Here is a 26,494-nt window from a genome sequence, read left to right as displayed (position 1 = left end):
ACGTAGCCGATCAAGGGGCGTTCAGCCCATGCGCTTGACCACGACCAGGGTCACGTCGTCCCGGAAGCGGCCTTCCTCCAGGTGCTGGAAGGCCTCCACCAGCAGGGCCTCCAACAGCTCGTCCGCCCCGGCGTGGGGGCGCCGGCGGATGACTTCGGCCAGGCGGCTGTCCCCCAGTTCCTCGCCCGCGGCGTTCTCGGCCTCCACCAGGCCGTCGGTGAAACTCACCAGCACATCTCCAGGCGCCATGGTGGCCCGGCCTTCCGCGAAGGTGGCGCCGGGCAACAGGCCCACCATGGGCCCCGTGGGCGCCAGCCGGACGACTTCGCCACTGGCCCGCACCACCAGGGGGGGGTTGTGGCCCCCGTTCACGAACCGGAGATCGCCGTTGATGGGATTGAGACTCGCGGCGAACAGAGTGGTGTAGCGGTTGCCGTCCCGCACGTCGTTCATGCGCCGGTTCAGGCGCTCCGCCAGCTTGCCCCAGTCCTGCACGCGCCGGCCCCCGAGGGCCCGGAGGAAGGCGGAGAGCTGGGTCATCATCAGGGAGGCGGGGAGGCCCTTGCCGGAGATGTCGCCCACGGCGATGTGGAGCCGGTCGCCCAGCTGCTCGTCCCGGGCCATCCAGAGGTCGTAGAGGTCGCCGCCCACGGCCTGGTACGGCAGGTTCGCCGCCGCGCACTGCCAGCCGGCAGGCTCCGGGAGTGTTTTCGGGAGCAGGCGCCGCTGGATGTCCCGCGCGAGATCCAGGTCCTTCTCCATGCGCTCGGCTAGGCGGCGGGCCTCGCGGAACTCCAGGCTCGACAGCTGGGAGGAGGTGAGGTTCAGCAGCGTGTGCAGGAACACCTCATCGTCATCCGACAGCATTCCCACGGCCGGATCGGCTGCGTAGGCGAAGCCGTGGCTGTGGTTCTGGTCCAGCAGTTCGACGGCATGGACGAGGCCCTTCGCCTCCACCAGTTCGTGGAGGCCATCCCCCTCGAGCACCGCCGGAACCGGGCCGAGTCCCTTCGCGTGCAGGACCGCGCCCTGGGCGTCCACCACCAGGAGCCGCATGATCCGGAACTCGCCCATGAGCGTGTTCGCCATGAGCCGGACGAGGTCCTGCCGGGTCTCCACCAGGCCCAGGTTGCGGGTGAGCTCGAAGACCGTGTTCAGACGGGAGAGCTGCAGGGCCAGGGCCTGGTTCTGGGAGCTGCGCACCGCCTCGGCTCGGCGCCAGGCCAGCAGGGGCGCGCTGATGGAAAGCAGCAGGGGAACTGCGCCCGGCAACTGGTCCACCCGGAGCACAAGGTGGCCGTAGACCTCGTCGCCATAGGCCCAGGGCAGGACCTGCCAACCCTCCCCCGGGTGGGTGGGGAAGGCCGGGGCCGCTCCTCGCAGGAACAGCCACTTGCCGCCATCCCACAGACCGCCCTGCCCTGTCTTGGCGATGCCCATGACGGTGACGCCCACCAGGTGGACGAGGTCCTCTTCGCTGCCCTGGTCCGGGAAGGTTTCCAGGAAATCGATGAGCGGAAGCAGCTCCTGCGCCCCTTCCGGGATCTTCAGCGCCAGCTGGCGGAGGCGATCGAAGGGATTGGTCGACATGAGAGGCGGACCTGCGGCGTCAGTCGAGTTTCTTGATCAGGCAGCATTCATTCCGCCCGGAGGCCTCATCCGCCTTGAACCGCACCTCGTCCATGAACCGGCTCATGAGCAGCAGGCCGAGGCCGCCCTTCCGGGGGTGTTTGATGTATTCCTTGGGATCGGGCAGCACCACCTGGTCGCCGCGGATGCCCTGGCCGGAGTGGAGGATGTGGATCTCCAGGGCCTGCTCGGTGAAGCGCAGTTCCAGTTCGACGCTGTGCTCGCCTTCGCCGTGATAGGCGTGGATGATCACGTTGGTCACCGCCTCGTCCACGGCGATGCTCACCTTGGCGGCGGTGGCGTCGTCGAGGCCGGCCACCAGGGAGGCCCGCTTCGCCAGCCCCGTCACCAAGTTCAGGTAGCGGGTCTGGCTTGGGATCACGAGTCGGAACTCGGCTGGTTCCATGGTGGCCGCCACGCTCACCCCTTCCGTTCTGGCGTGACCGCGGCCAGGGCCTGATCTTCATCCCCGAAGACCCGGTAGAGCTGTGTGAAGCCCAGGGTATCGAAGATGGCGAAGACATTCGGCTGGAGGTCGGAGAGCAGGATGTCGCCCTGGTGTTCGCGGACCGTCTCGATGAGGCCCATGATGGCACCCAGGCCGGCCGAGCTGATGTAATTGAGGTTCTTGCAGTTGAGGAGGATGGTGTAGCGCCCATCCTTCACCAGCCCCTCCAGAGCCTCCTCGAACTCGCGCACGGTGTGGGCGTTGATGAAACCGGCCGGGAGGAGCACCGCCACGTCGCCAGCCTGCCTCACCGCAATGGAAAGATCCGCCATCCGCCATCTCCAAGGAACCTGGGCCATCCTATCGGTTCCATGGGGCAATTGCCAGTGAGCGCCCCTGAACTGGGATACCCTGGACCCGAACCTTTCGATCGAGCCCCCAATGAGCGCCCCCCGCCCTGAGGACCAGCCCACCCACGACGCCCTCCGCGGGCCATTGGAATCGTGGCTGAACCAGAAGAACCAGAGTCTGCTCGAGGAGGTGATCGCCACCTGGCAGTTGGCCATGGAGCGATTCCATCCTGACGAGGCGCTGCTGGAGCGGCTCCGCCAGGCCCTCCCGGCCCCGGCTCCGGCGGAGACAGAAACAGGCGGCGCCATGGCGGCCTTCGCAGGAGCCTTGGACCTGGTGGAAGGGGCCCCCTCCCAGGGCGATCTCCTCAAGCGCCTCCTCGACGGCCTGGAGCCTCTCGTCGAGCGCAGCGCCCTCTTCATCCTCAAGCAGGGGCTGGCCTCCCTGTATGCCCATCGCGGCTTCGAGGCGAACGCCCCCCTGAAGCCTGGCGCCGTGGTGCCGCCCCCTGACCTGGAGGCGGTGATCCAGGGCCTGGGGCGATCCCTGCGCAAGAAGGGCGCCGGCTATTCGGCCCTGCTCGCGGTCCTCAGCCCCTATGAGGCCGCCGACCTGGTCATCCTTCCCATCCGGCACAAGCGGAAGACCGTGGCCCTGCTGCTGGTGGACAGCGGCCTGCGCCAGAAGCTGGACCACCCGGAGCTGGTGCGGGCCCTCGTGCTGGCGGCCTCCGCCTCCCTGGGCAGCCTGGCAGCGGGGAAGGACGAACCAGCCCATCCCCAGGCCATGCCGCAATTCAGCACCGGCACCCACCCTGGGACCAGCACCCAGTCCAGCGCCCCCACGCAGATGGTGCCCGAGACCATCGAGGCCCCTCCGACGGCGGAGCTGGATCCCAAGACCCGCGCCGCTGCCGAGCGGTTGGCCCGCGTCCTGGTGGGCGACGTGGAGTTGTACTTCCCCGGGAAGGTCGCCCAGGCCCGCACCCAGGGCAACCTGTTCGGGCTGCTCCGGGATGAACTCGAACGGAGCCGGGCCACCTTCGTGGAGCGCTTCGGGGAGGACGTCGAAGTTCGACACCGGATTTTCACCAGCACCGTCATCCATCAGTTATGCGATGACGACGCTTCCAAGCTGGGTGGGGCCCCCTGGGCCTGAGATCTCCCATCAGAATGGGTGACAACCCGAGTGGACTCTGGTAGAACCTTGTTCCTTTGGGCATGGGCGAGGAACAAGTCAATGGCGGATCTCGGCAAGAAGTTTTCGTGTTTCCAGTGTGCGACGAAGTTTTACGACTTCGGCAAGCCGGAGGCGGTGTGTCCCAAGTGCGGCGCGAACCAGAAGGCGGCCCCCGCCAAGCCTCGTGCCGTGAAGAAGGAGAAGAGCGTCCATGTCATCGAGGACGACTTCACCGCCGAGCCTGAAGCGGAGAGTCTCGAAGAGACTTTCAGCGAAAGCGGCGTGGCCATCGAACGGGGCCGGGGCGAGGGCTTCGATCCCGGTGACCTGCGCATGGACGACTACGACGAGTAGGCGAACTCCGCCGGATCGCTCGACAGGCTGCTGCGCAGCCTGGCGAGCGATCCGGCGAGCGGTGAGCATAATGTCCGGGTGAGCACAGCCGCCCCCTTTCCTCTCATCGACCGCCACACGCACCTCGAGGGTTCCCTCGATCCGGCGTGGGTCCGGAACGAGGCGGCGCGCCGCGGGCTGACGTTGCCCAGGCCCCTTGAAACCCTGTGGGCCGGCGCCGCCGTACCCTTCGAGGGCTTCATCGAGGCCTTCCTCTTCGGGGCGGCCCTGCTGGACAGCCGCGAGGCCGTACACGAAGCAGTCCGGGCCGTGACCCGGCGCACGCAACGGACGGGCGGCGCGGGCTTCGACCTCTGGGCCTCGCCCCACTTCCTGGTGGTCCATCGCGGTCAGCTCCCCCTCGATGCCTTCTGGCGCGGGGTGGAGGAGGGGCTGGCCGAAGCGCAGGCGGAGGGCGTCCGGGGCTGCGTCGTGGTGGATGCCGTGAACCACTTCGGCCCCAAGCATGGCCACGCGGTCCTGGATCTCGTGCTGCCGGGCCTGCCCCCTTTCGTGAAGGGCTTCTCCACCGGTGGGCTGGAGGGCTGCCCGTTCCGGGACTGGGCCCCCGTCTTTGACCGGGCCCGGGCTGCGGGCCTGCGCGTCGCCGCCCACGCCGGCGAGAACGGGCCGGGCTCGAATGTGCGCGAGGCCGTGCTGGAGGGCGGCGTCTCCCGCATCGTCCACGGCCTCCGGGCCGACGACGCCACCCTGGAACTGCTGGCGGAGCGTCGCATCCCCGTGGATGTCTGCCCCAGTTCGAATGGAGCCCTGGCCGCCGACGTGGTCCCCCACCCCCTGCCCCGCATGCTGCGCGCCGGGGTTCGCTGCGCCCTGGGCACGGACGACCCGGGCCTCATCCCCTGCGACCTGGGGACCGAGGCCACCTCCGCCCGGTCCATGGGCCTGGAGGACACCGTCCTGGCCGTCCTGAGACGGAACGGAGCCGAAGATGCCTGGTGTCTCCTGCCCTGACGCTTCCGGGGTCGAAGCCAGGGGGTCTTCCCGGTAGACTAGGGGATTCGGTGCGCGCCCATAGCTCAGCTGGATAGAGCATCAGGCTTCGAACCTGAGGGTCGGGCGTTCGAGTCGCTCTGGGCGCACCACCGGAACTGACAATTTGGCATCCCTGCGAGCGTGGCGGAACTGGTAGACGCACTGGATTTAGGTTCCAGCGGTTCACACCGTGTCGGTTCGAGTCCGACCGTTCGCACCACTTCAGATCAGAAGCACCTGCACCAAGTCTGAAGCGGAAGAAGCCAAGCCAAGAGGACCGAAACAACCGCATTACACGGAGCATCCATGTCCGCCACCCTGCACCACCAGTCCCCCACCCGCAAGGCCGTCGAAGTGACGGTGCCCGCCGCCGAGGTGAGCGCCACCTTCAACGAGGTGGTGGCGAAGATCGCGCCGAAGGTCCGCATCCCCGGGTTCCGCCCCGGCAAGGCCCCCCGGCCCGTCCTGATGCAGCGCTATGCCCGGGAGATCCAGTCGGACGTGGCCCAGCAGCTCGTGGAGAAGCACTTCTGGAAGGCCGCGCAGGAGGCGGGCGCCTTGCCCATCTCCCACCCCTCCCTGGAGAAGCTGGACCTGAAGGAGGGCGCCGACGCCGTCTTCCGCGCGCAGTTCGACGTGGCCCCCGAAGTGGCGCTGCCGGACTACAAGGCCATGGTCCTCACCAAGAAGAAGCGGGCCATCGATGCGGCCACCGTGGCCGAGCACCTGGAGGGCCTCCGCCAGCGGGCCACGAAGTTCCTGCCCGTCGAGGACGGCGTGGTGGCCCAGGGCCTCATTGCCACCTGCGACATCCGCGTGAAGCCCCAGGGCCTCAAGGCCCAGACCTATCAGGATCAGGTCCTGGAGGTCGATGGGACCCGCCCCTTCGATGCCCAGATCCTGGGCATGAAGGCCGACGAGAAGAAGGCTTTCACGCTCACCCACCCCGCGGACGACAACAACAAAGTCCTCGCCGGCAAGACGCTGGCCTACGAGGTGCAGGTCAAGGATGTCCGCCGCAAGGAAGTGCCCGTGCTGGGCGATGACTTCGCCAAGGACATGGGCGCCTTCGAGGACCTTGAGGCCCTGAAGGCAGCGGTGACGAAGGATCTGGAAGAGGCCGCCGAACGCGATGCGGTGGCGCGCCTCCACGCCTCCATGCTCGACACCCTGCTGGACGCGGCGCCTTTCGAGGTGCCCCGCTCCATGGTGGCCTTGCAACTCGACGACTACTGCCAGGAATTCGCCCAGCATGTGGCCCGCCAGGGCATGGACCCCAAGAAGGTCAACTGGCAGGCCTACCGCCAGTACCGCCTGAACGATGCCGAGCGAGCCGTCCGCAGCGGCTACCTGCTCCAGGCCATCGGCAACACCGAGTCCATCGAGGTGCCCGAGGCCGATATCGACGCCGAGATCCGGTCCTTCATGGCCGAGAACCAGGTTCAGCAGCCCTTCGAGACCTTCAAGGCCGAGCTGGAACGCCGTGGCAGCACCACCGAGATCAAAGGCCGCCTCCGCACGGACCGCATCTTCACCCACCTGCTCGGCACCGCCAAGGTTACCGAGGAGCAGCTGGACAAGGCGGCCTTCGAGGCCCTGGTCGAGCTGGAGCGCAAGCGCGAGGCCGGCCTGCCCGTGAACCGCTTTGATGCCGGTGGCCTCGAGGGCGGCGACCTGGAAGGCCAGGAGGGCGGCGAGCCCGCCGCCGTGGCCCCCGCTGGCCACGTCCACGGCCCCGACTGTGACCACGACCACGATCATGGCCACGAGGAGGAGGCGGCTCCGGCCAAGAAGCCTGCGGCGAAGAAGGCCGCAGTGAAAGCCGAGCCCGAAGCCGAGGAAAAGCCCAAGAAGGCAGCCAAGAAGGACGAGGCCGCCGCGGAGAAGCCCAAGAAGGCCGCCGCCAAGAAGGACGAGCCCGCCGAGGACAAGCCCAAGGCCAAGAAGCCCGCGGCCAAGAAATAGCGGTCTGCGCAGACCACCCAGAGAAGGCGCCCCATGGCGCCTTCTTGCTATCCTGATGAGTCAGCCGGAGGGCCCATGCCCAGCAGCTACTATCCCCCCATCGTCATCGAGCAGACGCCGCGTGGCGAGCGCAGCTACGACATCTATTCGCGCCTGCTGAAAGACAACATCATCTTCCTGGGCACGGCCATCGACGACAACGTGGCCAACGCCATCGTCGCCCAGATGCTCTTCCTCGAGAGCGAGGACCCGGACAAGGACATCCAGATCTACATCAACAGCCCCGGCGGCAGCGTCACCGCGGGCCTGGCCATCTACGACACCATGCAGTTCGTGAAGAACGACATCGTCACCTACTGCATCGGCCAGTGCGCCTCCATGGGTGCCCACCTGCTGGCGGCTGGCACCAAGGGCAAGCGCTTCGCCCTGCCCAACGCCCGCATCATGATCCACCAGCCCAGCGGCGGCGCCCAGGGCCAGGCCACCGAGATCGAGATCACCTTCAAGGAGATCCAGCGTCTGAAGGAGAATCTGGCGGCCACCTTCGCCAAGCACACGGGCCAGCCACTGAAGAAGGTCATGAAAGACATGGACCGCGACTACTTCATGGGCGCCGAGGAGGCCCTGGAATACGGCATCGTGGACAAGGTCCTCTCCGAGCGGCCCGCCTGATGACCAGCAGCCTTTCCGCCCTTCCCGCCTTCGAACACCTGGCGCGGATCCCGCTCTACATCCCCGGCAAACCCATCCAGGAGGTTCAGCGCGAGCTGGGCCTCACCGCCATCGTCAAGCTGGCCTCCAACGAGAACCCGTGGGGGCCCACGGAAGCCGTGAAGGCCCGCGTGGCCGCAGTGATCGAGGGCTCCGAGTTCGAGGGGCTGGGCCTCTACCCTGTGAGCGACGGCTACTACCTCCGCCAGCGCATCGCCGAGCGCAAGGGCCTGGCCCTGGAGCGCGTGGTGCTGGGCAATGGCAGCAGCGAGATCCTGGAGATGGTGGCCAAGGCCTCCTTCCTGGACGGGGGCAGCGCCGTCATCCCGAAGCACAGCTTCGCCATCTACGGCATCGCCACCCAGACCGCCGGCGGGCGTGTCATCGAATCCCGGGCCACGGCCACGGAACTCGATGCCGACGACATCCTGCGCTCCGTGGCGGCAGATACGCGCCTCGTCTACCTCGGCAATCCCAACAACCCCACGGGCATCCGCCTGGAGCGGGCCGCCCTGGAGCGGCTGGTGCGGAACTTGCGCGAAGACATCGTGCTGGTCGTGGACCAGGCCTACGCCGAATACGAGGATCCCGCCAGCTACCCGGATGCGGCCGCCTACCTGGATGAGCGCCCGAACCTGCTGGTGCTCCACACCTTCTCCAAGATCCACGCCCTGGCCGGACTCCGCATCGGCTACGGCCTCGGATCCAAGGAGATGATGGGCTTCCTGGAGCGCGTCCGCAGCCCCTTCAATACCAACCACCTGGCCCAGGCCGCTGCCGAAGTCGCCGTGCAGGATCTGGCCTTCGAAGCCTTCTCCCGCCAGAAGAACACCGAGGCCCGCGCGGCCTTCGTGACGGAGGCCGCGAAGCACCGCTGCCAGCTCTCGGGAACTTCGGGCAACTTCATCCTCGTGGAGACCGCCTTCCCCGCCGCGGAGCTGTTCAAGGAGCTACTTCAGCGCGGCGTGATCGTGCGGCCCATGCAGGGCTACGGTCTGCCCAACCACATCCGCGTGACTTTCGGGAAACCCGAGGAGATGCAGGCCTTCTGGATCGCTGCCGGCCCCCTGCTCGACGGCGGCTGCTGAGTGGTGCAGGTTCCAGGCGAGATTGAGCGGTTGCGCGCCCTGCTGGCGCAGGGTGCGCAAGCGGCATGCCGCCAGGGACTGGAAGCCCTCCGGGCCCGCTACCGCAGCGAAGCCGGCGCCTTCGACGCCGCTTCCATCGCGGCCCTGAAGGCCCTGGCCGCCGACCTGGAAGCTCCGGCCGACCTGGAGTCCGCCCTCAAGGCCACCTTCGGCTATGGGGCCTTCCGCCCCGGCCAGCGGGCCATCATCGAAGCCGTCATGGCGGGCCGCGACGTGGTGGGCATCATGCCCACGGGCGCCGGGAAATCGCTCACCTACCAGCTGCCCGCCCGCCTGCTGGGCGGCGTGACGCTGGTGGTCTCCCCCCTCATCGCCCTGATGAAGGATCAGGTGGATGCGCTGACCGAAGCCGGCCTCCGGGCCACCTTCCTCAATTCCAGCCTCAACGCGGAAGCCCGCCGCGAGCGCATCCGCGCCCTCAAGAGCGGCGAGCTGGAACTGGTCTATGCCGCGCCCGAGGGCCTCGAGCTCTACCTGGCGGACCTGCTACAGGCGGTGGACCTGCGCCTCATCGCCGTGGACGAGGCCCACTGCATCAGCCACTGGGGCCATGATTTCCGACCGGCCTACCGCACCCTGGCGGGCTTGAAGCGGCGCTTCCCCGGCGTGCCCGTGCTGGCCCTCACCGCCACCGCCACCCCCGAGGTGCGCCGCGATATCGCGGACCAACTGGAGATGCGGAATCCGGTCGAGGTACAGGGCTCCTTCTTCCGCTCCAACCTGCGCATCAGCGCCTACCGGAAGGGCGTCGAAGGCCTGCCCCCTGTCCGCGAGGCCCTGTTGCGCCTCGTGCTGGCACGGCGCGGCGAGAGCGGCATCATCTACTGCCTGTCGCGCAAAGCCGTGGAGGCCACCGCCGCGTTTCTCGTGGGCGAGGGCGTGCGGGCGGCGGCCTACCACGCGGGCATGGACGCCGCCGCCCGCTCCGCGGCCCAGGAGGCCTTCCAGCGGGATGATGTGGATGTCATCGTCGCCACCGTCGCCTTCGGCATGGGCATCGACAAGAGCAACATCCGCTACGTCATCCACCGCGACATGCCCAAGAGTGTGGAGGGCTGGTACCAGGAGATCGGCCGGGCCGGCCGCGACGGCGCGCATGCGGATTGCGTGATGTTCTACAGCTGGGGCGACGTGCTCAGCTACGACCGCTTCACGGACGGCCTCGACGCCGGCCTGGCCCAGGCCCAGCAACGGCAGACGCGGGACCTCTTCCGCCTCGCCGATTCCGTGCGCTGCCGCCACCAGGCCCTGCTGGCCCACTTCGGCGAGCGCATGGAGCCCTGTGGAGCCTCCTGCGATGTGTGCTCCGGCATCGATCCGCTGGAAGCGGCGCCGAAGCCTGGCAAGGCCAAGCGCGGTTCGCCCCGCGGTTCCCGCCCGGCCCTTCCGGAGGGTCCGGTGGACGGGGAGGAAGCGCTGTATCGCGAGCTGAAAGGCCTCCGGAAACAGTTGGCCGATGCCAAGGGCGTGCCCGCCTATGTGATCTTCAGCGATGCCACCCTCCAGCAGATGGCCCGGTTCCAGCCCGCCACGGAAGCCGAATTCTTGGCCTTGAGCGGGGTGGGGCCGAAGAAACTCCAGCAGTACGGCGAAACCTTCCTCCGGTTGCTGCGCGGAACCTCGAACTGAGGCCTGCTGCCCGTCCCAGGACCTCTGTCACAACCTGGAACGCCCCTTACTGATATCAAAGAAGATAAGTCGCCACCACCCCCGCGACGGGCTTGTTTCGGCCCCCTGGGGAATTTAGGGTGGAGGAGGACATTACCCACTCGGTTGTCATTTGTCTTTTGCCCCACGTCGCGGAGGTGGATACATGAGCTTGAAAGAACGCATCAGGGATCTCGTCAGGCTCGCCTTCCAGATGGGCAACAACTGGATGACCCTGCTGGGCGTGGCCATGACGACCAGTTCGGCCTTCACGCTCGTCTGGTTCTGGTTCATGGAGCTGACCAGCCCCAGGGCCGTCCATCCCTACGTCGGCATCCTGCTGTTCCTGGCCCTCCCCGCCCTCTTCCTGGTCGGCCTGGTGCTCATTCCCGTCGGCATCCTCCGCACGCGCCGCAAGCGCCGGCTGGCGGGCGAGGCCACCACCCCCCTCCAGAAGGTCGACTTCACCCAGCCCGGCATCCGTCGCCTGCTGCTGGTGGTGGGCGCACTCACCTTCATCAACGTCGGCATCCTGGGCACCGCGGGTCTCAAGGGCGTGGAGTACATGGACTCCAACCGCTTCTGCGGCCTCACCTGCCACACCGTGATGGCCCCCGAGTACACCGCCTTCCTGAACTCCCCCCACTCTCGCGTGGGCTGCGCCCAGTGCCACATCGGCCACGGCGCCCCGGCCCTGGTGCGAGCGAAGATCTCGGGCACCCGGCAGCTCTTCGCCGTCGCCTTTGGCACCTACTCCCGCCCCATCCCCAGCCCCGTCGAACACCTGCGCCCCGCCCGCGAGACCTGCGAACAGTGCCACTGGCCCCAGAAGTTCACGGACGACAAGCTGCTGATCCGCACCAAATACGCCGATGACGAAGCCAACACCCCCTCCACCAGCATCCTCCTGCTGAAGATCGGCGGACACACCGCCAACGGCACCACGGGCATCCATGGCCGCCACCTCGACGCCATGGAGCGCATCAGCTACATCAGCACCGACCACCGCCGCCAGGAGATCCCCAAGGTCACCTACCGCGATGACAACGGCCAGCTCGTGGAATACGTCACCGACGACTACAAGAAGCTGAAGCCCGAGCAGCTCGCCAAGGCCACCGAGCGCAAGATGGATTGCGTGGACTGCCACAACCGGCCCACGCACGCCTTCGAGCTGCCTGACCGCGCCGTCGACAAGGCCCTCAACCAGAAGCGCATGAGCGCCGATCTGCCCTACATCAAGAAGAAGGCGGTGGAGCTCCTGAAGGTCGAGTACGCCAGCCAGCAGGAGGCCGGCTCGAAGATCGTCCTGGGCATCAACGAGTTCTACCGGACCAGCTATCCCGAGGTGTTCAAGCACAAGCGGGCCCAGGTGGACGCCGCCGCGGAAGCGGTGAAGGCCATCTACCTCCGCAACGTGTTCCCCGAGATGAAGCTGCTCTGGGGCACGCACCCCAACAACATCGGGCACGAGGAATCCGTGGGCTGCTTCCGCTGCCACGACGGCAGCCACACCGCCGCCGATGGCCGCACCATCAAGGGCGACTGCGACACCTGCCACACGATCCTGGCCCAGGATGAGAAGGATCCCAAGGTCCTCAAGGACCTCGGCATGAAGTGATGGAATGGGTGGGAGCGGTCCTCCAGAATGAAGACATGACCGCTTCCGCCCTTCCCCTGATCGCGATCGACGGCCCGTCGGGGGTGGGGAAATCCACCACAGCCCGGCGGGTCGCCGTGCGTCTGGGCTGGCAGTACCTCGATACCGGTGCCATGTACCGCGCCGCCACCCTGGCCCTGCAACGGGCAGACCTGTCCCTGGAAGACCGCCCCGGGCTGGAACGGCTCCTGGAGGGCCTGAATCTCGCCCAGGAAGGCACGCGCATCTTCCTGGCCGGTGAGGATGTCAGCGAGGCCATCCGCAGCCAGGAGGTCACGCGCGGGGTGACGCCCGTGAGCGCCGATGCCCGCGTGCGGGAGGTGCTCGTCGAGCAGCAGCGCCGCATCGGCGCCTCCGGCCGCTGGGTGGTGGACGGCCGCGACATCGGCACGGTCGTCTTTCCCCATGCCTGCTGCAAGATCTTCCTCACCGCGAGCCCCGAAGCCCGGGCCCGGCGACGGTTCCTCGAACTGGAAGCCAAGGGCCAGGCACCGGTCTTCGAAGACATCCTCGCCGACCAGCACCGTCGCGACGAGGCCGACAGCACCCGCGCCGTGGCGCCCCTGCGCAGGGCGGCGGACGCCGTGGAACTGGATTCCAGCGCCATGACCCTCGACCAGGTGGTGGACTGGATCGTGGCGAGGCACCTGGCGCATCCGTGATGCCCCTCCTGGAGCCGCTGGCCGAAGCCTGGGAGGCCGAGTGGCAGCCCGTAGGAACCGCCGCCCTGGCCGGCGTCTCCCTGGGCTTTCTCCTGCTCGCCGTTCTAGCGGTCCGCTCCGAGCAGGGCTGGATCCCGCTGCTGGACGGCGTGAACCTCGTCTTCCATGAAGCGGGCCACCCCCTCTTCGGCCTCCTGGGCTGGGAGGTCCTGACCATTCTCGGCGGGACCCTCATGCAGCTTCTGGTGCCCCTGCTCGCGCTCGGGACCTTCTGGTTGCGCCGGGATGCCGTGGGCACCGCGGTCACGGGCATCTGGGTGTTCGAGAACCTCCTGAACATCGCGCGCTATGTGGCGGATGCCCGGGCGCAGGTCCTCCCCCTGGTGGGCGGGGAGGAGCACGACTGGGCCATGCTGCTGGGGCGCTGGGGCCTGCTGGCCCAGGACACCGCCCTGGCCCACGGACTCCAGACCCTGGGCTGGCTGGGCATGGCGGCTTGCTGCGCCTGGCTGGCTTGGCGGTGGCACCGGAGCCGGCCGGAGCAGGCGTAGAAGCACCGGCCCCCAGCCTTTCCTACCTCAGAAAACGGGCGCCAGAAGGCGCCCGTTTTTCTGAGGCGTGCACGAAAGCGCGTCAGTAACCCTCGCCCTCGCCCGCCGCCTTCACCTTCCCCCGGTTGAAGTGGAAGAGGAAGGCCAGGTAGCCGATGGCGATGGGGAAGCCGATGAGCCACCACACCAGGCCTGCGCGGAGGCCGTGGGTGCCCACGCTGGCATTGAGGGCCGTCAGGTCGAACTGGGGGCCGAAGGTGGACTTCAGCATCACCGGATAGACGCAGGCCGCGCTGGCGGCGAGGATGCCGAGGATGAAGGCCCCCGACCCCAGGAAAGCCAGCAGGAAGCGCTCCCGCTTGAGCCCGACGAACACCAGGCCCAGGCCGGCGAGGAAGATCAGGGAGGCCACCCAGCCCAGGGGCGCCTGGGGCAGTCGGTGGAAGATGCCGGGGTTGACCACCGAAGTGGCATAGCTCGCCACGAGCCAAAGGACCAGCACGGCGCCCCACAGCTTCATGGCGAGGCCCCGGGAGCGGTCATGCACGGGGCCCCCAGTCTTCCAGGCCAGGAACAACGCGCCGTGGGCGGCCACCGTCACCAGGGCGAACACCCCGATCAGCACGGTGTACCAGTCCAAGATGCCGGGCCGGGCGCCCATTCGGAAATCGGTCCAGAGGGCCATCTCGAAATAGCCGCTGCCATCGACGGGCACGCCCCGGAGAACGTTGCCCAGCGCCGCCCCGAAGAGCACCGGCAGCAGGACGCTGGCGATGGCGAAGGTGCCATCCCAGAAGCGGCGCCAGAGGCCATCGTTCAGGTGGGACCGGAACTCGATGGAGATGCCGCGGAGCATCAGGCACCAGACCACCAGCCACATGGCGAGGTAGAACCCTGAGAAGCCCGAGGCCAGCACCTTGGGGAAGGCCAGGAACATCGAGCCGCCTCCGGCCAGCAGCCAGACCTCGTTGCCGTCCCACAGGGGGCCGATGGCGCCCAGCACCTCGCGGCGTTCCTCGTTGGTCTTGGCGACCACCAGATGCAGGATGCCCGCGCCAAAATCGAAGCCGTCCATCACCACGTAGATCGCGACCATCACAGAGACGAGCCAGAACCAGAGCATTTCCATGGCGGACTCCTAGGCCTTCTGCGTATGGGAGACAGGGCCGTGGGAGATCTCCCGGCCGACGAGGAAGAGCCAGAGAACGCTCAGCACCACGAAGATTCCGGCGAAACCGAGCGTGGTGAAGGCCGTGTGGCCCGCGTTCACCGTGGGGGAGGCCCCATGGACGGTGCGCAGCACGCCATAGATGAGCCAGGGCTGCCGACCGAACTCGGCCACGGCCCAGCCCGCGGTGGTGGCGATGTACGGGAAGGGGAAGGCCAGCATCAGCACCCAGAGCATCGGCCGGTTGACGTCCAGGCGACCCTTCCAGAGCAACAGGGCCGCAAGGCCCATCACGGCGATCATGATCGTGCCTAGGCCCGCCATGATGTGGAAGCTGTAGTAGAGCAGTTCGATGTTCTGCGGCCACTGATCCTCGGGAAACTCCAGCAGACCCTTCACGTTGCTGGAGAAGCTGCCGTAGGCGATGAAGCTCAGCACGGCGGGCAGCTGGATGGGGTTCTCGATCCGCCGCCTGGCGACATCCGGCTGGCCGATGAGGGTGAGGTTCGCGCGGGGACCGCTCTCGAAGCGGCCTTCCATGGCCGCCAGGGTGATGGGCTGGTACTTGGCCACGAGCTTGCCGGAGATGTCCCCCGTGGGGAAGGCGACGAGGACGCTGAAGAGCAGGCCCATGATCGTGCCCACCCGCAGGTTCAGCCGAGCCTGCTCGGGATGGATGCCCTTGAGGGTCCAGAAGGCCCCGATGGCGGCCACCACGAAGGAGGCGGTCACCACGGCAGCGATCATGTTGTGCGCGTACTGGCCGAGGGCCCAGGGATTAAGGAGGAAGGCCCAGAAGCTCGCCAGCTGGAGGCTGCCGTCCGTGGCCACCGTGTAGCCCACGGGATGCTGCATGAACGCGTTGGTGGCGATGATGAAGTAGCCCGAGAGCCAGCTGCCGATCCACAGCGCCAGCGCGGCCCCGAAGTGGCCCTTGGGCGAGAGCTTCTTTTCGCCCCAGATCAGCATCCCCAGGAAGCTGCTCTCCAGGAAGAAGGCGAACATGCCTTCCATGCCCAGGGTCTGGCCGATGATGCCGCCGGAGAAGCGCGAGAAGGCGGCCCAGTTGGTGCCGAACTGGAACTCCAGGGGAATGCCCGTCACCACGCCCACGGCGAAGTTGATGCCGAAGATCTTGATCCAGAAGCGGGCCGCATCGTTGTAGCGCGCCTCGCCGGTACGGAGGCCCATGGCCTTCAGCACCACGATCACCAGAGCGAGCCCCATGGTCAGCTGGGGAAACAGGTAGTGGTAGGTCGCCGTGAACCCGAACTGAAGCCTGTGCCAGAAAAGCGGATCACCCATGATTTCTCCCGGAATGAATGCTCTGTGGTGTCTCTGGAGCCCAGATGCGCGGCCAGTATCCCACGCCAGCGCCCGGCATCCCTCTCAAAGAATTGAAACCACAGGAGAATACGCAGAGTGACCAAGGTCACATTGTTTTTAATAGTCTTTAATTGTTATTTAGTCATATTCTATTTTCACCCCAGCACCGGACCGCTCGTCGGACCCGGATGGCTCAGGGGTAGGGGAGGCGGGCCCGGGGTGGGCCCGCCTATTTTTTTTAACGCTGAGAATTCTCCACCACGATCTCCGATGTGATGGGCACGGTGGGGCACAGCCTGACGGACCCACCACGATAGGTGCCTCCGGACAGCTTCACGGCGCGTTCCTGCTTGTCCATGGGCAGGTTTCTGCCTCGGCACACCTAGAGGATGTGGATGCAGTCGGTCAGGACAAGAGGGTTTGGAGGCGGCGCCAGGAGCCCAGGTTGTGCACCTCCTTGAAGCCCTTGCGCTTGAGGATGGAGGCCGCGAACCCGCTGCGGCTGCCGCTTTCGCAGCAGAGGAGCACGGGCCGGTCGGGATCCAGTTCCTTCGCGCGCTGTTCCAGCTGGTCCGCCGGGATGTTGATGGCTTTCGGGTGCGAGGCGGTGCGGAATTCGCCCTTGGTGCGGACGTCCACGATCTGGGCGCCCCGCTCTAGGAGCGCCTTCACGTCCGTGGCTGAGGCGGTGCGCCGGCTCCAGAGCAGGTACCCGATGGCGGCCACCGGAATGAGGTAGATCCAATACTCGGCCATCAGGCGCCCGCCTGCTGGAGGGCCGCCAGGAGTGCGTGCGCGGGCTGGACGCCCACCATGCGGCTCTGGATGCGACCGCCCTTGAGAACGATGATCGTGGGGATGCTCTGGACGCCGAACTGGCCGGCCAGCAGCGGCTCCTCGTCCACGTTGACCTTCGCGACGACGGCCTTGACGCCCCCGGTCTTGGCGACCTCATCAAGGATGGGGCCCTGCATCCGGCAGGGACCGCACCAGGGTGCCCAGAAGTCGATGAGCACGGGGGTGTCATGGGACGAAACCTTGTGGAAGGCCTCGGTGGTGAGATGGATGACCTCGGACATGAGAACTCCAGTTCGAATCCGGCCGGGCCGGGAAATCGTGGGTTAGCGCGCCAGGGCCCAGATCAGACCCATGACCGCGCCGTAGCTGATGCCGCGGAGGGGGGTGGCCGTCAGGGGGCAGGTGCCGGTGCTGCACCCCACCAGGCGGTGCCAGCCATAGCCCAGGGCCCCGCCAATGAGGAGGCCCAGGGCGATGCGGATCGCCGTGGCCTTCACCGGGAGCACCCCACACCGGCGCCTTCGGGCACGCCCAGCTTGCGCAGGATCGTGGACATCAGGCACCAGTTGGTGAGGCCGCTCTGGAGCAGGTTGGCGCCCACGAAGACCGTGAACCAGATCCAGTTCGGGTTGTGGAAGCGGGCGAGCGCAAGACTCAGCAGGATGAAGGTTCCGGCGACGGTATGGACGATGCGATCGACGTTCATCGGTTAATCCTCAGGAGAGGCGGCGAGGGCCGCCTGGCGTTGCAGGTTGGCCGCGTGGCCCCGGCGGGCCACGACGTAATAGAGCACCGGTACGGCGATGCGGGACAGCAAGGTGGCAGCCACCTCGCCCGCCATGAGACTGATGGCCAGGCCCTGGAAGATGGGATCCGCCAGCATGACGGCGCTCCCCACCAGCACGGCGGCGGCCGTCAGCAGCATGGGGCGGAACCGCACCACGCCGGCCTCCTCCACCGCGGACTCCAGCGACATCCCCTCCTTCAGCTTCAGCTCGATGAAATCCACCAAGATGATGCTGTTGCGGACGATGATGCCGGCTCCGGCGATGAAACCGATCATGCTCGTGGCCGTGAAGAAGGCACCCATCAGCCCGTGGGCGGGGATGATGCCGATGAGGGAAAGCGGGATGGGCACCAGGATCACCCACGGGATCTCGAAGCTTTCGAACCAGCCCACCACCAACACGAAGATCAGCACCAGCACGGCGGCGAAGGCCATGCCGAGGTCACGGAAGACTTCGAGGGTGATGTGCCATTCGCCGTCCCACTTCATGATGAGGTTCTCGGTGTTCTCGGGGTGGGCCAGGCCGAGGCGCTCGACCTTCGCGCCACCGGTGCCCTTGAGGGCGTCGATCTTCTTGTTCAGCGCGGCCAGGGCGTAGACGGGGCTCTCGATGGTCCCCGCCAGGTCGGAGAAGACGTAGGTGACAGGCATCAGGTTCTTGTGGTGGATGACCGGTTCTTCGGCGCCCTCCCTCACGGTGACCAGTGCGCTGAGCGGCACCATGCCGCGCGCGCCGGGGACGTAGAGTTGGAGAATCTGGTCCAGGTGCCGACGTTTCTCAGGCGCGAGTTGCACCACCACGGGCACCTGACTGGAACCGCCCAGCACGTGGAAGGTCCCAGCCTGGTGGCCGTAACCCGCCATGTAGAGCGTCTGGATGACGTGGGCGGGGGCCACCCCGTGGAGGGCCGCCTTCTCGCGATCGAGAACAAGGCTGATCTTGGGCGAGGTCGGGTTCAGGGTGGAGTCCACGTCCACGATGCCGTTCACGCTCTTGAAGACTCCGAGCACCTCTCCGGCCAGGCGGGTGCGCTCGGCGTCGGAAGGCCCATAGATCTCCGCCACGATGGTGTCCATGACCGGCGGCCCAGGCGGGATCTCCACGAGTTTCATGCGGGCTCCCGCCGGCTTCGAGATCTTCTCGAGCTCGGGCCGCAGGCGCACGACGATGTCATGGCTCTGCTCCTTGCGGTCGCCCTTGGGCACCAGGTTGACCTGGATGTCGACCATCTCGGCCGCCTGGCGGAGGAAGCTGTGGCGCACCATGCCCACGAAGGTGAAGGGCGCGGCTTCACCCGCATAGACCTGTACATCCTTGACCGTGGCGTCCTTCAGCAGGCGACGGGCGATGTCCTGACCGGCGGCCAGGGCATCCTCCTTCGGCGTGCCGGCCGGGAGGTCCAGCTGGACCATGAACTCCGACTTGTTGTCGAAGGGCAGCATCTTGACCTTGACCACGCCGAAGCCCACCAGGGACATGGCACCCGCCAGCAAGACCACCACGCCGGCGAAGAAGGCCCACCGGACCCGGGGCCGGGTCAGCAGGGCATGCATGGAGGTCCGGTAGATCCGGGTGAACCGGGTCTCGGGCACCTCGTCCGGGCCCCGGTGATGCTGGGCCGGTTCGGGGGCTGCCTGGTCGGGGCTGCCGGGATGGAGGCCGGAGGGATCGGTCTCGGGGAGGTGGGCCTCCTTCCGGAACACGATGAGGCTGGCCCAGGGGCTGATGACGAAGGCGATGATCAGGCTGAAGATCATGGCCAGGCTCGCGCCCACCGGGATGGGCCGCATGTACGGGCCCATGAGGCCGCGCACGAAGGCCATGGGCAGGATGGCCGCGATCACCGCGAACGTGGCGAGGATCGTGGGGTTGCCCACCTCGTCCACCGCCTCCACCACCATGCGGGCGAAGGTCTTCTTCTGGCCGGGCAGATGCAGGTGCCGGTGGATGTTCTCCACCACCACGATGGCGTCGTCCACCAGGATGCCGATGGAGAAAATGAGCGCGAACAGCGTGACCCGGTTCAGCGTGTAGCCGAACAGGTAGGTGATGAGCAGCGTCAGCGCCAGGGTGACGGGCACGGCCACGCCCACCACCACCGCGCTGCGCCAGCCCATGGCCAGCAGGATGAGTGCGATGACGCTGAGGGTGGCGATGAGCAGATGCTCGATCAGCTCGTTGGACTTGTCTCCGGCCGTCTCGCCGTAGTTCCGGGTGACGGCCACCTTCAGATCGCGGGGGATGAGGGTTCCGCGCAGGGCTTCTGCCTTGGCCAGAACTTGCTCCGCCAGGGCCGTGGCGTTCGCCCCGGCCCGTTTGGACAAGGAGATGCTGACCGCGGGCTCGAAGCCGGGCCGCGCCGCATCGGCGAAGAGGACCATGGGCGGCTCAGGCTCGGGGGCGTCCCCCACCCGGGCGACATCCGCGAGGTAGACGGGCTTCATGTTCCGCACGCCCACCACGAGGCGGCGCAGCTCGGAGGCCTGGAGCACGAACCCGGCCGCTTCAAGCTCTGTGCGCTTGCCGTGGTCCACGAGCGCGCCCGCCGGCAGCTGGGCTTCGGCAGCCTGGAGGGCCGGCTGGAGCTCGCCAATCGACATGTTGAGGGACCGGAGGCGGTCGGGATCCGGCTCAATCCGGACCATGCGCCGGGCACCGCCGACCACCTTCACCTGGGCGGTGTTCGGCACATCGGACAGCTCGCGCGCCAGGACTTCGCCGACCTGGCGGAGCTGCCCCGGCGTCTGCCCGGAGCCAGCCTCGCCGTGAAGGGTGAGCACCAGGAAGGGCACGTCGTCGATGGTCTGGAGCTTGATGATGGGCTTCATGGCCCCAGGCGGCAGGATCTGCGGGTTGGCCGCCAGTTCCTGGTAGATCTTCACCAGGCTGGGCTCCTGGGGTTCGTTCACCTTGAAGCGCACCGTGATGAGCGCCATGCCCGGCATGCTTGTGCTGTAGAGGTACTCGACGCCGGGAATGCCCCAGAGGCGGCGCTCCAGGGGCGTGGCGACCTGGCTCTCGATCTCTTTGGGGCTCGCGCCCGGGTAGGGCACGTAGAGGTCGACCATCGGGACGATGATCTGAGGCTCCTCCTCCCGCGGCGTGAGAACCACGGCGAGGACGCCCAGCAGCAGCGAGGCCAGGACGAGGAGCGGTGTCAGCTTGCTGCGGAGGAAACTCTTCGCCAGCCGGCCGGCCAGGCCCAGTTTGGGCTCACTTGCCCCATTTTCACTTGCCACGGCTCACCCCGCTGGAGATTTCGATGGGCTGGCCATCCAGGAGCGCCCCGGGATGGTCGATGACCTTCTCCCCCTCCTTCAGCCCCGAGCGGACAGGCAGGTAGGCCCCTTCGGCCTCGCCCAGGGACAGCCAGCGCAGCTCGGCGCGGCCATCCTTGGCCACGAACACGCCCGTGAGCTCGCCCCGCTGCACGAGGGCGCTGCGGGGCACGGAGAAGCCCTGAGCAGCCGCCTTCACGCCCGGCACCAGGATGCGGGCGAAGGAGCCCTGCCGGAGGCCCTTGGGCTTGAGCACCTTGGCCCGCAGGGTGCCCTTGTGGCTGGTGGGATCGCCGCCGGGCGCCAGGCCCGTGACCTGGGCCTCGCCTTGAATGCCTTCGATTTCGAACGCCACCCTCGAGCCGGTCTTGAGGCCCTTGGCCTCCGCCTCGGACACGGTGGCGACCAGTTCCTGTTCGCCATCACCCACCAGTTCCAGCAGCGGCATACCGGGACCGACGAAGTCGCCTTCGTTCACCTTGCGGGACTGCACCACCCCGGCGAAGGGGGCGCGGATCTGCGTGTAGGCGATGTTGGCCTTCAGGGAAGAGACCCCGGCCTGGGCCTGGGCCACCTGGGCTTCCACCTGCTCCAGCTCGGAGAGGGTGCTGGCCTTCTGGGCCTGGAGGGCCTGGATGCGGCGGTGGTGGGCCTCGATGGTGGCTAGGCCAGTCTCGGCGGCCTTCAGCTGGCCCTGCAGGTCCTCGTCACCCAGGGCGATGAGGAGGGTGCCGGGAGCCACCCGCTGGCCTTCCTGGACGAGGACGCGCTTGACCTGGGCCGCCATGCGGGTGGACATCATGGCCGTGCGGCTGGACTGGAGCGTGGCCGCCACCCAGGCGCCGCCCTCCGGCGCGCCATCGGCCACCAGGGAGACCGCGACTCGAGGCAGTTCCTTCTCCACTCGGGAGTCCCGCTTGCTCCCGCAAGCGAGATTCCCGAGCAACGCCACACTCAGGCCGGCGAGCACAAATGCTGACTTCATGGCTTCACTCCTTCGATGGGGGTGCCGGTCGCAAGATCCAGGCTGGCGCGGCTCACGCGAAGATCGAACAGGCTCTGGAGGATGAGGGTGCGGGCGCCTTGCACGGCGGCTTCGGCATCGAGCACCTCGATCAGGGGGGTGAGACCCTCCTTGTGGCGGGCCTCCCGCAGGCGCTTGGACTCTTCGGAGGCGACCAGGGATTCCTTGGCGGCGGCATAGCGGGCCTGGGCGGCCAGGACGGATTCCCTCGCCACCCGGACCTCGTGTTCGGCCTGCTGCTGCTTGAAGCTGCGCATGTCGCTGGCGGCGCGCTCCTGGGCGCGGGCGGCCCTCGCCTTGGCCCGGTCCGGCGCGGAGAACACCTTCCACTTCACGCCCACCCCGGCCCAGGTCCAGTTGCCCTTATCGGACCAGGAGTGATGGAGGGTGCCCGCGCCGAGTTCCAGGCCCACCTCGGGCAGCAGGTTGCCGTGGGCGGCCTTGGCGCCCTCCCCGGCGGCCTTGGCTTGCAGTTCCGCCGCCAGCAGGTCGCCCCGCGGCCCGGAGGGCAGAGGGGCTGCGGGATCGGTGGGCTCCAATGGGGTGGCCAGGGGGCCTTCCACCGGTCCGCTGCCGGTGAGAAGGCCCAGGCCCGAGCGGGCTGACCGCACCTGCTTGGTGACCTCGGCCTTCTGCGCATCGATCTGGGCATGGAAGGCCTTGAGGCGTTGGAGTTCGGATTCCAGCATCAGGCCCTGCTTCACGCGGGCGCCCACGAAGTCCTCCATGCCCTGGATCCAGGTCCGGGAGTCCTCCACCCACTTGAGGGCCTGCTCGGCCACCTGGGTGCCGAAATAGGCCTCCACCACCGCCTGGGCCGTCTCCTGCTTCCGGCGTTCCTGGCTGGCGGCTTCGGCCTGGGCCATGAAGTCGCCGGCCCGCCGGGCGGCCACGATCCGCCCACCCGCGTATAGGGGCTGCTGGAGCACGGCCGAGCCGCCGTAGGCGCCGATGGGATCCGGGTGGTTCAGGGCCTGCGGGTTGAAGTCCGCCGCTCCGATGCGGGCCTGGTTCAGCTTGATGCCGAAGGCCATCATGGGCTCGTTGGTGCGGATCCCCTGGGCCTGGAGCGTGAGGTTCGGCAACCGGAGGTCGCGGTAACCCTCGGCTTCCGCCTGGCGGGCTTCCACCATGGCCTGGCCCGCACGGAGGCCGGCCTGATCCGTCCAGGCCTTCCGGATGGTCTCGGCCACGGTCAAGCCCCCCTGCCCCAGGAGGCTACCCCCCGACAGCAGCGCCAAGCTCAATCCCGTTATGGCTTTAATGTTCATAAAGGAATACTCCTAGGCAAAAAAAAGCAACTGCATATAGAATCATTCGTTCATTTAAGCGCCTTATAGGTCATCTTTGCGCGATCGGTCACGTGTCCGCAGACAAGGTCACACAGCTCACCCACCAGGGGCATCACAGGGGTGAAGTAGACGGCATTGCCTTCAGGCTCCCGGGCCACAAGCCCCACCCGCACCAGGCAGGCCAGGTGCTTCGAGGCGTTGGCCTGGGACAGGCCGGAGGCTTCCGCCACCGCGCCCTGGCTCAGGGGGCCCTTGCTGTCGAGGAGGGAGCGCAGGATCTTCAACCGCGAGGCATCACCCAGGGCGCTGAAGAGGCCGCTCACTTCATCGATCATCGGATTGCTGAGCTGGTGGTTCACAGAATCAACTCCATGCGACTATGATCATCCAGTTTCGATCCAAGTCAACCGGAAAATGACCAGCCACCCAAAAAACTGTATACCCATTGGATCATTCGACAAGCCAACATTCCAGTTTTCTGGCGGTCTCCGGGCCGGATCGTGACCGTCGTCATGGCCCGGGGTAGGCTGGTCCTGGAGATTCCCGTGGACGACCTGGACCTGCGCGCCGCCAAGATCCGCCTGCTCTGCACCGACATCGACGGGGTCCTCACCACCGGCGCCCTGCTCTACGGCCCGGAACCCGGCCACACCAAGGCCTTCCATGTGCGCGACGGGGCCGCCATCAAGCACTTGCAGCGGTCGGGCATCCCCGTCGCCTTCATTTCCGGCCTGGACGCCGGGGCTACCGTGCACCGGGCCCGGGACCTGGGCGTGGAGGACTGCTTCGCCGGTCATCTCGACAAGCTGCCGGTGCTGGACCAGCTCTGCGCCAAGTACGGCCTGACCTACGACCAGGTGGCCCACCTGGGCGACGACCTGCCGGACCTGCCCCTGCTCCGCCGCGTGGGCCTGGCCTGCTGTCCCGCCGATGCCGTGGAGGAGGTGCAAGCCGTCTGCCACTGGACCGTGCCCGTGGCGGGTGGCCGGGGCGTGCTGCGGCAAGTGGCCGAACGGATCCTCAAGGCCCAGGGTCGCTGGGCCGAACTCGTGAACAAGTACTAGGAGTGGACCCTAGGCTTCGTACGCCCACTTCTCGCAGTGGCTGCCGTCCTTGGAATCCACAGCCCGGGCGAGCGGCTTGCACCAGAAGCCCTTCCCATGCGCGCTGGCGGGCGTGCCGGCGGGATCTCCTTCTGCGGCGTGCATGCAGGCGGAGCAGCCGTTCATTTCCTGGAACTTGGTGACTTCGGCCATGTAACTCTCCTTGGCGATGGACGGATGATTCCCTTCAGGATTTCAAGGGTGCTGGGCCCGTCGGTCCCGAAGCATTCAGCTACTTCAAGCCTCGCTTCTCCAGCAACGGCTCGACCTTCGGATCACGGCCGCGGAAGTTCCGGTAGAGCTGCGCCGGATCGATCGTGCCGCCCTTCGAAAGCACCTCGGCGCGGAACTTGGCCGCGGTGGCGGGGTCGAAGAGGTTGCCCTTCTCCTTGAAGGCCTGGAAGGCGTCCGTGTCCAGCACGGCGCTCCAGATGTAGCTGTAGTAGCCCGCGGCGTAGCCGCCCATGATGTGGTTGAAGTAGGGGCTGCGGTAGCGGGGCGGGATCTCGGCGATGAGGCCCCACTTGGCCAGCGAGGCCTTCTCGAAGGCGGCGGTGTCCTGGGGTTTCGTGGTCGTCAGCGTGTGCCAGTCCATGTCCAGCAGCGAGGCGGCCATGTATTCCACCGTGGCGAAGCCCTGGCCGAAGGTGGCGGCCTTCTTCATCTTGGCCACGAGGGCATCCGGGATGACCTCGCCGGTCTTGTAGTGCTTCGCGTAGAGCTTCAGCATCTCCGGCTCCATCGACCAGTTCTCCATGACCTGGCTGGGCAGTTCCACGAAGTCCCGGGGGGTGCCGGCGGTGCCGCGGTAGCGGCCCTTGTAGAAGAGCCCGTGCAGGCCGTGGCCGAACTCGTGGAAGAGCGTGCGCACCTCATCCGAGGTCAGCAGCGCCGGGCGGTTTCCCGCCGGGGCCGTGAAGTTGCAGACGTTCACCACCACGGGGTCCACCTGCTTGCCGTCCTTGACCCAGGCCTGGCGGTAGCTGCTCATCCAGGCGCCACCCCGCTTGCCAGGCCGGGGGTGGTAGTCCACGTAGATCAGGCCCAGGTGCCGGCCATCCTGCTCCTTCACTTCGAAGCAGCGCACGTCCTTCTGGTAGAGGGGCATGTCCTTCAGCTCGGTGAAGGTGATGCCGTAGAGCCGGCCGGCGAGGGTGAAGGCACCCTGGCGCACGGCGTCGATGGCGAAGTAGGGCTTCACCGATTCTTCGTCGAAGTCGTACTTGGCCTGCTTCACCTTCTCGGCGTAGTAGCGCCAGTCCCAGGGCTCCAGCTTCTGGCCCGGCAGATCCTTCGCCATCATGGCCTGCAGCTCGGCGCGCTCCTTCTTCGCGACGTCCAGCGCGGGCTTCCAGATCTGGTCCAGCAGGCCGTAGACGCCCTTGGGATCCTTGGCCATGTTTTCTTCGAGCACGAAGTCCGCCCAGGTGCGGTAGCCCAGCAGCTGGGCCTTCTCCACGCGCAGGGCCGCCACCTGGGCCACGATGGCGTTGGTGTCGGTCTCGCCGCCCTGGTTGCAGCGCTCCAGGTAGCCTGTGAGCAGGCGCTTCCGCAGCTCGCGGTTCTGGGCGTATTCCAGGAAGGGCCAGATGCTGGGACCGTCCAGGGTGAACAGCCACTGGCCCTCCTTGCCTGCCTTTTTGGCGGCGGCGGCCGCGGCCATGCGCACGCCCTCGGGCAGCCCGGCGAGGTCAGCGGGCTTCTCCACCACCACCTGGAAGGCCTTGGTGGCCTTGAGGAGGCGATCCCCGAAGTCCACGCCCAGCTTCGACTGCTCGGCATTGATGGCGCGCATGCGGGTCTGCTGGTCGGCAGTGAGGGCCGCCCCCGAGCGGACGAAGCCCTTGTAGGTGCGCTCCAGCAGGCGGGCCTGGTCCGGGTCGAGCTTCAGCGTGGCGCGGGCGTCCCACACCGCCTTGACGCGCTGGAACAGCTTCGCATTCAGGTTGATGTCATCGCGGTGCGCAGCCATCAGCGGCATGACTTCGCGGTTCACAGCCTGGAGCTTGGGATTGGTCTCTGCGCCCGTGAGGTTGAAGAACACGGAGCCCACACGATCCATGAACTGGCCCGATAAGTCCAAGGCCACGATCGTATTCGCGAAGGTCGGAGCCTCCTTCGCATCCGCGATGGTGGCCACCTCGGCCTTCTGCCGCGCCATGCCCTCGCGGAAGGCTGGCAGGAAGTGGTCTTCCTTGATATCGGCGAAGGGCGGCACGCCGAAAGGCGCCTTCCAGTCCCCGAAGAACGGGTTGGCGGCGACGGCCGGATCGGCGGCGAGGATGGGCAGGGTCATGAGGGCAGCCAGAGCGGGAGCGGGGCGCATGGGGACTCCTGGAAAGTCTGTTGATGACCATATCATCATGTTACGAGGCAGGCT

At 67.2% G+C, this 26,494-nt stretch carries 26 protein-coding genes and 2 tRNA genes; 13 read left to right on the top strand and 15 right to left on the bottom strand.

Features of this window, described 5'->3' with window-relative positions:
- Positions 1 to 21: 21 nt before the first annotated feature.
- From NOV65_RS10370 to NOV65_RS10360, 3 genes are read right to left on the bottom strand one after another with little or no spacing between them, the layout of a single operon-like run.
- Positions 22 to 1,590: a PP2C family protein-serine/threonine phosphatase gene (locus NOV65_RS10370; RefSeq protein WP_257306386.1), complete on the bottom strand. Its 1,569-nt coding sequence runs from the start codon at positions 1,588 to 1,590 to the stop codon at positions 22 to 24.
- A 19-nt stretch (positions 1,591 to 1,609) separates the two neighbouring features.
- Positions 1,610 to 2,035: an ATP-binding protein gene (locus NOV65_RS10365; protein WP_257306385.1), complete on the bottom strand. Its 426-nt coding sequence runs from the start codon at positions 2,033 to 2,035 to the stop codon at positions 1,610 to 1,612.
- Between the two features lie 14 nt (positions 2,036 to 2,049).
- Entirely contained in the window at positions 2,050 to 2,409 is a 360-nt protein-coding gene (locus NOV65_RS10360; protein WP_257306384.1) for an STAS domain-containing protein, read from the bottom strand.
- Between the two features lie 109 nt (positions 2,410 to 2,518).
- On the opposite strand from NOV65_RS10360, the gene NOV65_RS10355 reads away from it, so the two are divergent.
- From NOV65_RS10355 to NOV65_RS10300, 12 genes are all read left to right on the top strand, one after another.
- Positions 2,519 to 3,586 carry a hypothetical protein gene (locus tag NOV65_RS10355; protein WP_257306383.1) on the top strand — a complete coding sequence of 356 codons (1,068 nt, stop codon included), beginning with the start codon at positions 2,519 to 2,521 and terminating at the stop codon, positions 3,584 to 3,586.
- Between the two features lie 81 nt (positions 3,587 to 3,667).
- Complete coding sequence (locus tag NOV65_RS10350; RefSeq protein ID WP_257306382.1) at positions 3,668 to 3,961, top strand: FYDLN acid domain-containing protein; 294 nt, start codon at positions 3,668 to 3,670, stop codon at positions 3,959 to 3,961.
- Between the two features lie 78 nt (positions 3,962 to 4,039).
- Positions 4,040 to 4,975 carry an adenosine deaminase family protein gene (locus NOV65_RS10345; protein ID WP_257306381.1) on the top strand — a complete coding sequence of 312 codons (936 nt, stop codon included), beginning with the start codon at positions 4,040 to 4,042 and terminating at the stop codon, positions 4,973 to 4,975.
- 54 nt (positions 4,976 to 5,029) lie between these two features.
- Positions 5,030 to 5,106, top strand: a tRNA-Arg gene (locus NOV65_RS10340).
- 25 nt (positions 5,107 to 5,131) lie between these two features.
- Positions 5,132 to 5,216 (top strand) — tRNA-Leu (locus NOV65_RS10335).
- 86 nt (positions 5,217 to 5,302) lie between these two features.
- The gene (gene tig / locus NOV65_RS10330) at positions 5,303 to 6,961 is read left to right on the top strand and encodes a trigger factor (protein ID WP_257306380.1); all 1,659 of its coding nucleotides are present in this window, start codon (positions 5,303 to 5,305) and stop codon (positions 6,959 to 6,961) included.
- A gap of 75 nt (positions 6,962 to 7,036) precedes the next feature.
- Positions 7,037 to 7,633 (top strand): ATP-dependent Clp endopeptidase proteolytic subunit ClpP, encoded by a 597-nt coding sequence (clpP, locus tag NOV65_RS10325; protein ID WP_257306379.1) that lies wholly within the window; start codon positions 7,037 to 7,039, stop codon positions 7,631 to 7,633.
- Positions 7,633 to 8,760: a histidinol-phosphate transaminase gene (hisC, locus tag NOV65_RS10320; protein WP_257306378.1), complete on the top strand. Its 1,128-nt coding sequence runs from the start codon at positions 7,633 to 7,635 to the stop codon at positions 8,758 to 8,760. Before clpP ends, hisC begins: the two co-directional genes overlap by 1 nt.
- Positions 8,761 to 8,763: 3 nt before the next feature.
- The gene (locus tag NOV65_RS10315) at positions 8,764 to 10,449 is read left to right on the top strand and encodes a RecQ family ATP-dependent DNA helicase (RefSeq protein WP_257306377.1); all 1,686 of its coding nucleotides are present in this window, start codon (positions 8,764 to 8,766) and stop codon (positions 10,447 to 10,449) included.
- Between the two features lie 184 nt (positions 10,450 to 10,633).
- Complete coding sequence (locus NOV65_RS10310) at positions 10,634 to 12,085, top strand: NapC/NirT family cytochrome c (protein WP_257306376.1); 1,452 nt, start codon at positions 10,634 to 10,636, stop codon at positions 12,083 to 12,085.
- A gap of 35 nt (positions 12,086 to 12,120) precedes the next feature.
- On the top strand, positions 12,121 to 12,786 hold the full coding sequence (cmk, locus tag NOV65_RS10305; RefSeq protein ID WP_257306375.1) for a (d)CMP kinase: 666 nt from the start codon (positions 12,121 to 12,123) through the stop codon (positions 12,784 to 12,786).
- A complete protein-coding gene (locus NOV65_RS10300) occupies positions 12,783 to 13,337 on the top strand; it encodes a hypothetical protein (RefSeq protein WP_257306374.1) in 555 nt (184 codons plus the stop codon). The genes cmk and NOV65_RS10300 overlap by 4 nt, the downstream gene beginning before the upstream one ends.
- A gap of 82 nt (positions 13,338 to 13,419) precedes the next feature.
- Here the strand turns inward: NOV65_RS10300 and cydB are convergent, their stop codons facing one another.
- The 10 genes from cydB to NOV65_RS10250 form a co-directional block, all read right to left on the bottom strand.
- Positions 13,420 to 14,466 (bottom strand): cytochrome d ubiquinol oxidase subunit II, encoded by a 1,047-nt coding sequence (gene cydB / locus NOV65_RS10295; RefSeq protein WP_257306373.1) that lies wholly within the window; start codon positions 14,464 to 14,466, stop codon positions 13,420 to 13,422.
- 9 nt (positions 14,467 to 14,475) lie between these two features.
- The gene (locus NOV65_RS10290; RefSeq protein ID WP_257306372.1) at positions 14,476 to 15,810 is read right to left on the bottom strand and encodes a cytochrome ubiquinol oxidase subunit I; all 1,335 of its coding nucleotides are present in this window, start codon (positions 15,808 to 15,810) and stop codon (positions 14,476 to 14,478) included.
- Positions 15,811 to 16,236: 426 nt separating this feature from the next.
- The gene (locus NOV65_RS10285; RefSeq protein ID WP_257306371.1) at positions 16,237 to 16,587 is read right to left on the bottom strand and encodes a rhodanese-like domain-containing protein; all 351 of its coding nucleotides are present in this window, start codon (positions 16,585 to 16,587) and stop codon (positions 16,237 to 16,239) included.
- Entirely contained in the window at positions 16,587 to 16,910 is a 324-nt protein-coding gene (gene trxA, locus NOV65_RS10280) for a thioredoxin (protein ID WP_257306370.1), read from the bottom strand. The genes NOV65_RS10285 and trxA overlap by 1 nt, the downstream gene beginning before the upstream one ends.
- A gap of 42 nt (positions 16,911 to 16,952) precedes the next feature.
- Positions 16,953 to 17,135 (bottom strand): DUF6132 family protein, encoded by a 183-nt coding sequence (locus NOV65_RS10275; protein ID WP_257306369.1) that lies wholly within the window; start codon positions 17,133 to 17,135, stop codon positions 16,953 to 16,955.
- Positions 17,123 to 17,335, bottom strand: a complete 213-nt coding sequence (locus tag NOV65_RS10270) for a YgaP family membrane protein (protein WP_243287646.1) — start codon at positions 17,333 to 17,335, stop codon at positions 17,123 to 17,125. The genes NOV65_RS10275 and NOV65_RS10270 overlap by 13 nt, the downstream gene beginning before the upstream one ends.
- Before the next feature lie 3 nt (positions 17,336 to 17,338).
- Positions 17,339 to 20,656 (bottom strand): efflux RND transporter permease subunit, encoded by a 3,318-nt coding sequence (locus NOV65_RS10265; protein WP_257306368.1) that lies wholly within the window; start codon positions 20,654 to 20,656, stop codon positions 17,339 to 17,341.
- Positions 20,646 to 21,680, bottom strand: coding sequence for an efflux RND transporter periplasmic adaptor subunit (locus tag NOV65_RS10260; RefSeq protein WP_257306367.1), 1,035 nt, complete (start codon positions 21,678 to 21,680; stop codon positions 20,646 to 20,648). The genes NOV65_RS10265 and NOV65_RS10260 overlap by 11 nt, the downstream gene beginning before the upstream one ends.
- Positions 21,677 to 22,990, bottom strand: a complete 1,314-nt coding sequence (locus NOV65_RS10255) for a TolC family protein (protein ID WP_257306366.1) — start codon at positions 22,988 to 22,990, stop codon at positions 21,677 to 21,679. Before NOV65_RS10255 ends, NOV65_RS10260 begins: the two co-directional genes overlap by 4 nt.
- 50 nt (positions 22,991 to 23,040) lie before the next feature.
- Complete coding sequence (locus NOV65_RS10250; RefSeq protein WP_257306365.1) at positions 23,041 to 23,370, bottom strand: ArsR/SmtB family transcription factor; 330 nt, start codon at positions 23,368 to 23,370, stop codon at positions 23,041 to 23,043.
- 141 nt (positions 23,371 to 23,511) lie between these two features.
- Here NOV65_RS10250 and NOV65_RS10245 point away from each other — a divergent pair, with 141 nt between their 5' ends.
- Entirely contained in the window at positions 23,512 to 24,075 is a 564-nt protein-coding gene (locus NOV65_RS10245; protein WP_257306364.1) for a KdsC family phosphatase, read from the top strand.
- Between the two features lie 9 nt (positions 24,076 to 24,084).
- On the opposite strand, the gene NOV65_RS10240 is transcribed toward NOV65_RS10245, so the two are convergent.
- On the bottom strand, positions 24,085 to 24,267 hold the full coding sequence (locus NOV65_RS10240; protein ID WP_257306363.1) for a hypothetical protein: 183 nt from the start codon (positions 24,265 to 24,267) through the stop codon (positions 24,085 to 24,087).
- A gap of 79 nt (positions 24,268 to 24,346) precedes the next feature.
- A complete protein-coding gene (locus NOV65_RS10235) occupies positions 24,347 to 26,440 on the bottom strand; it encodes a M3 family metallopeptidase (RefSeq protein ID WP_257306362.1) in 2,094 nt (697 codons plus the stop codon).
- Positions 26,441 to 26,494: the final 54 nt, after the last annotated feature.

This window comes from Geothrix campi (assembly GCF_024609265.1).
Classification (GTDB): domain Bacteria; phylum Acidobacteriota; class Holophagae; order Holophagales; family Holophagaceae; genus Geothrix; species Geothrix campi.
Note: the sequence above shows the minus strand (reverse complement) of the source record. Positions and strands in the feature narration are given on the sequence as shown.

Bases quoted from the DNA above. Each gene is read 5' to 3' on its own strand.
- NOV65_RS10370 (WP_257306386.1), bottom strand. From the start codon at position 1,590: ATGTCGACCAATCCCTTCGATCGCCTCCGCCAGCTGGCGCTGAAGATC.
- NOV65_RS10365 (WP_257306385.1), bottom strand. From the start codon at position 2,035: ATGGAACCAGCCGAGTTCCGACTCGTGATCCCAAGCCAGACCCGCTAC.
- NOV65_RS10360 (WP_257306384.1), bottom strand. From the start codon at position 2,409: ATGGCGGATCTTTCCATTGCGGTGAGGCAGGCTGGCGACGTGGCGGTG.
- NOV65_RS10355 (WP_257306383.1), top strand. From the start codon at position 2,519: ATGAGCGCCCCCCGCCCTGAGGACCAGCCCACCCACGACGCCCTCCGC.
- NOV65_RS10350 (WP_257306382.1), top strand. From the start codon at position 3,668: ATGGCGGATCTCGGCAAGAAGTTTTCGTGTTTCCAGTGTGCGACGAAG.
- tig (WP_257306380.1), top strand. From the start codon at position 5,303: ATGTCCGCCACCCTGCACCACCAGTCCCCCACCCGCAAGGCCGTCGAA.
- clpP (WP_257306379.1), top strand. From the start codon at position 7,037: ATGCCCAGCAGCTACTATCCCCCCATCGTCATCGAGCAGACGCCGCGT.
- hisC (WP_257306378.1), top strand. From the start codon at position 7,633: ATGACCAGCAGCCTTTCCGCCCTTCCCGCCTTCGAACACCTGGCGCGG.
- NOV65_RS10310 (WP_257306376.1), top strand. From the start codon at position 10,634: ATGAGCTTGAAAGAACGCATCAGGGATCTCGTCAGGCTCGCCTTCCAG.
- cmk (WP_257306375.1), top strand. From the start codon at position 12,121: ATGACCGCTTCCGCCCTTCCCCTGATCGCGATCGACGGCCCGTCGGGG.
- cydB (WP_257306373.1), bottom strand. From the start codon at position 14,466: ATGGAAATGCTCTGGTTCTGGCTCGTCTCTGTGATGGTCGCGATCTAC.
- NOV65_RS10290 (WP_257306372.1), bottom strand. From the start codon at position 15,810: ATGGGTGATCCGCTTTTCTGGCACAGGCTTCAGTTCGGGTTCACGGCG.
- NOV65_RS10285 (WP_257306371.1), bottom strand. From the start codon at position 16,587: ATGGCCGAGTATTGGATCTACCTCATTCCGGTGGCCGCCATCGGGTAC.
- trxA (WP_257306370.1), bottom strand. From the start codon at position 16,910: ATGTCCGAGGTCATCCATCTCACCACCGAGGCCTTCCACAAGGTTTCG.
- NOV65_RS10270 (WP_243287646.1), bottom strand. From the start codon at position 17,335: ATGAACGTCGATCGCATCGTCCATACCGTCGCCGGAACCTTCATCCTG.
- NOV65_RS10260 (WP_257306367.1), bottom strand. From the start codon at position 21,680: ATGAAGTCAGCATTTGTGCTCGCCGGCCTGAGTGTGGCGTTGCTCGGG.
- NOV65_RS10255 (WP_257306366.1), bottom strand. From the start codon at position 22,990: ATGAACATTAAAGCCATAACGGGATTGAGCTTGGCGCTGCTGTCGGGG.
- NOV65_RS10240 (WP_257306363.1), bottom strand. From the start codon at position 24,267: ATGGCCGAAGTCACCAAGTTCCAGGAAATGAACGGCTGCTCCGCCTGC.
- NOV65_RS10235 (WP_257306362.1), bottom strand. From the start codon at position 26,440: ATGCGCCCCGCTCCCGCTCTGGCTGCCCTCATGACCCTGCCCATCCTC.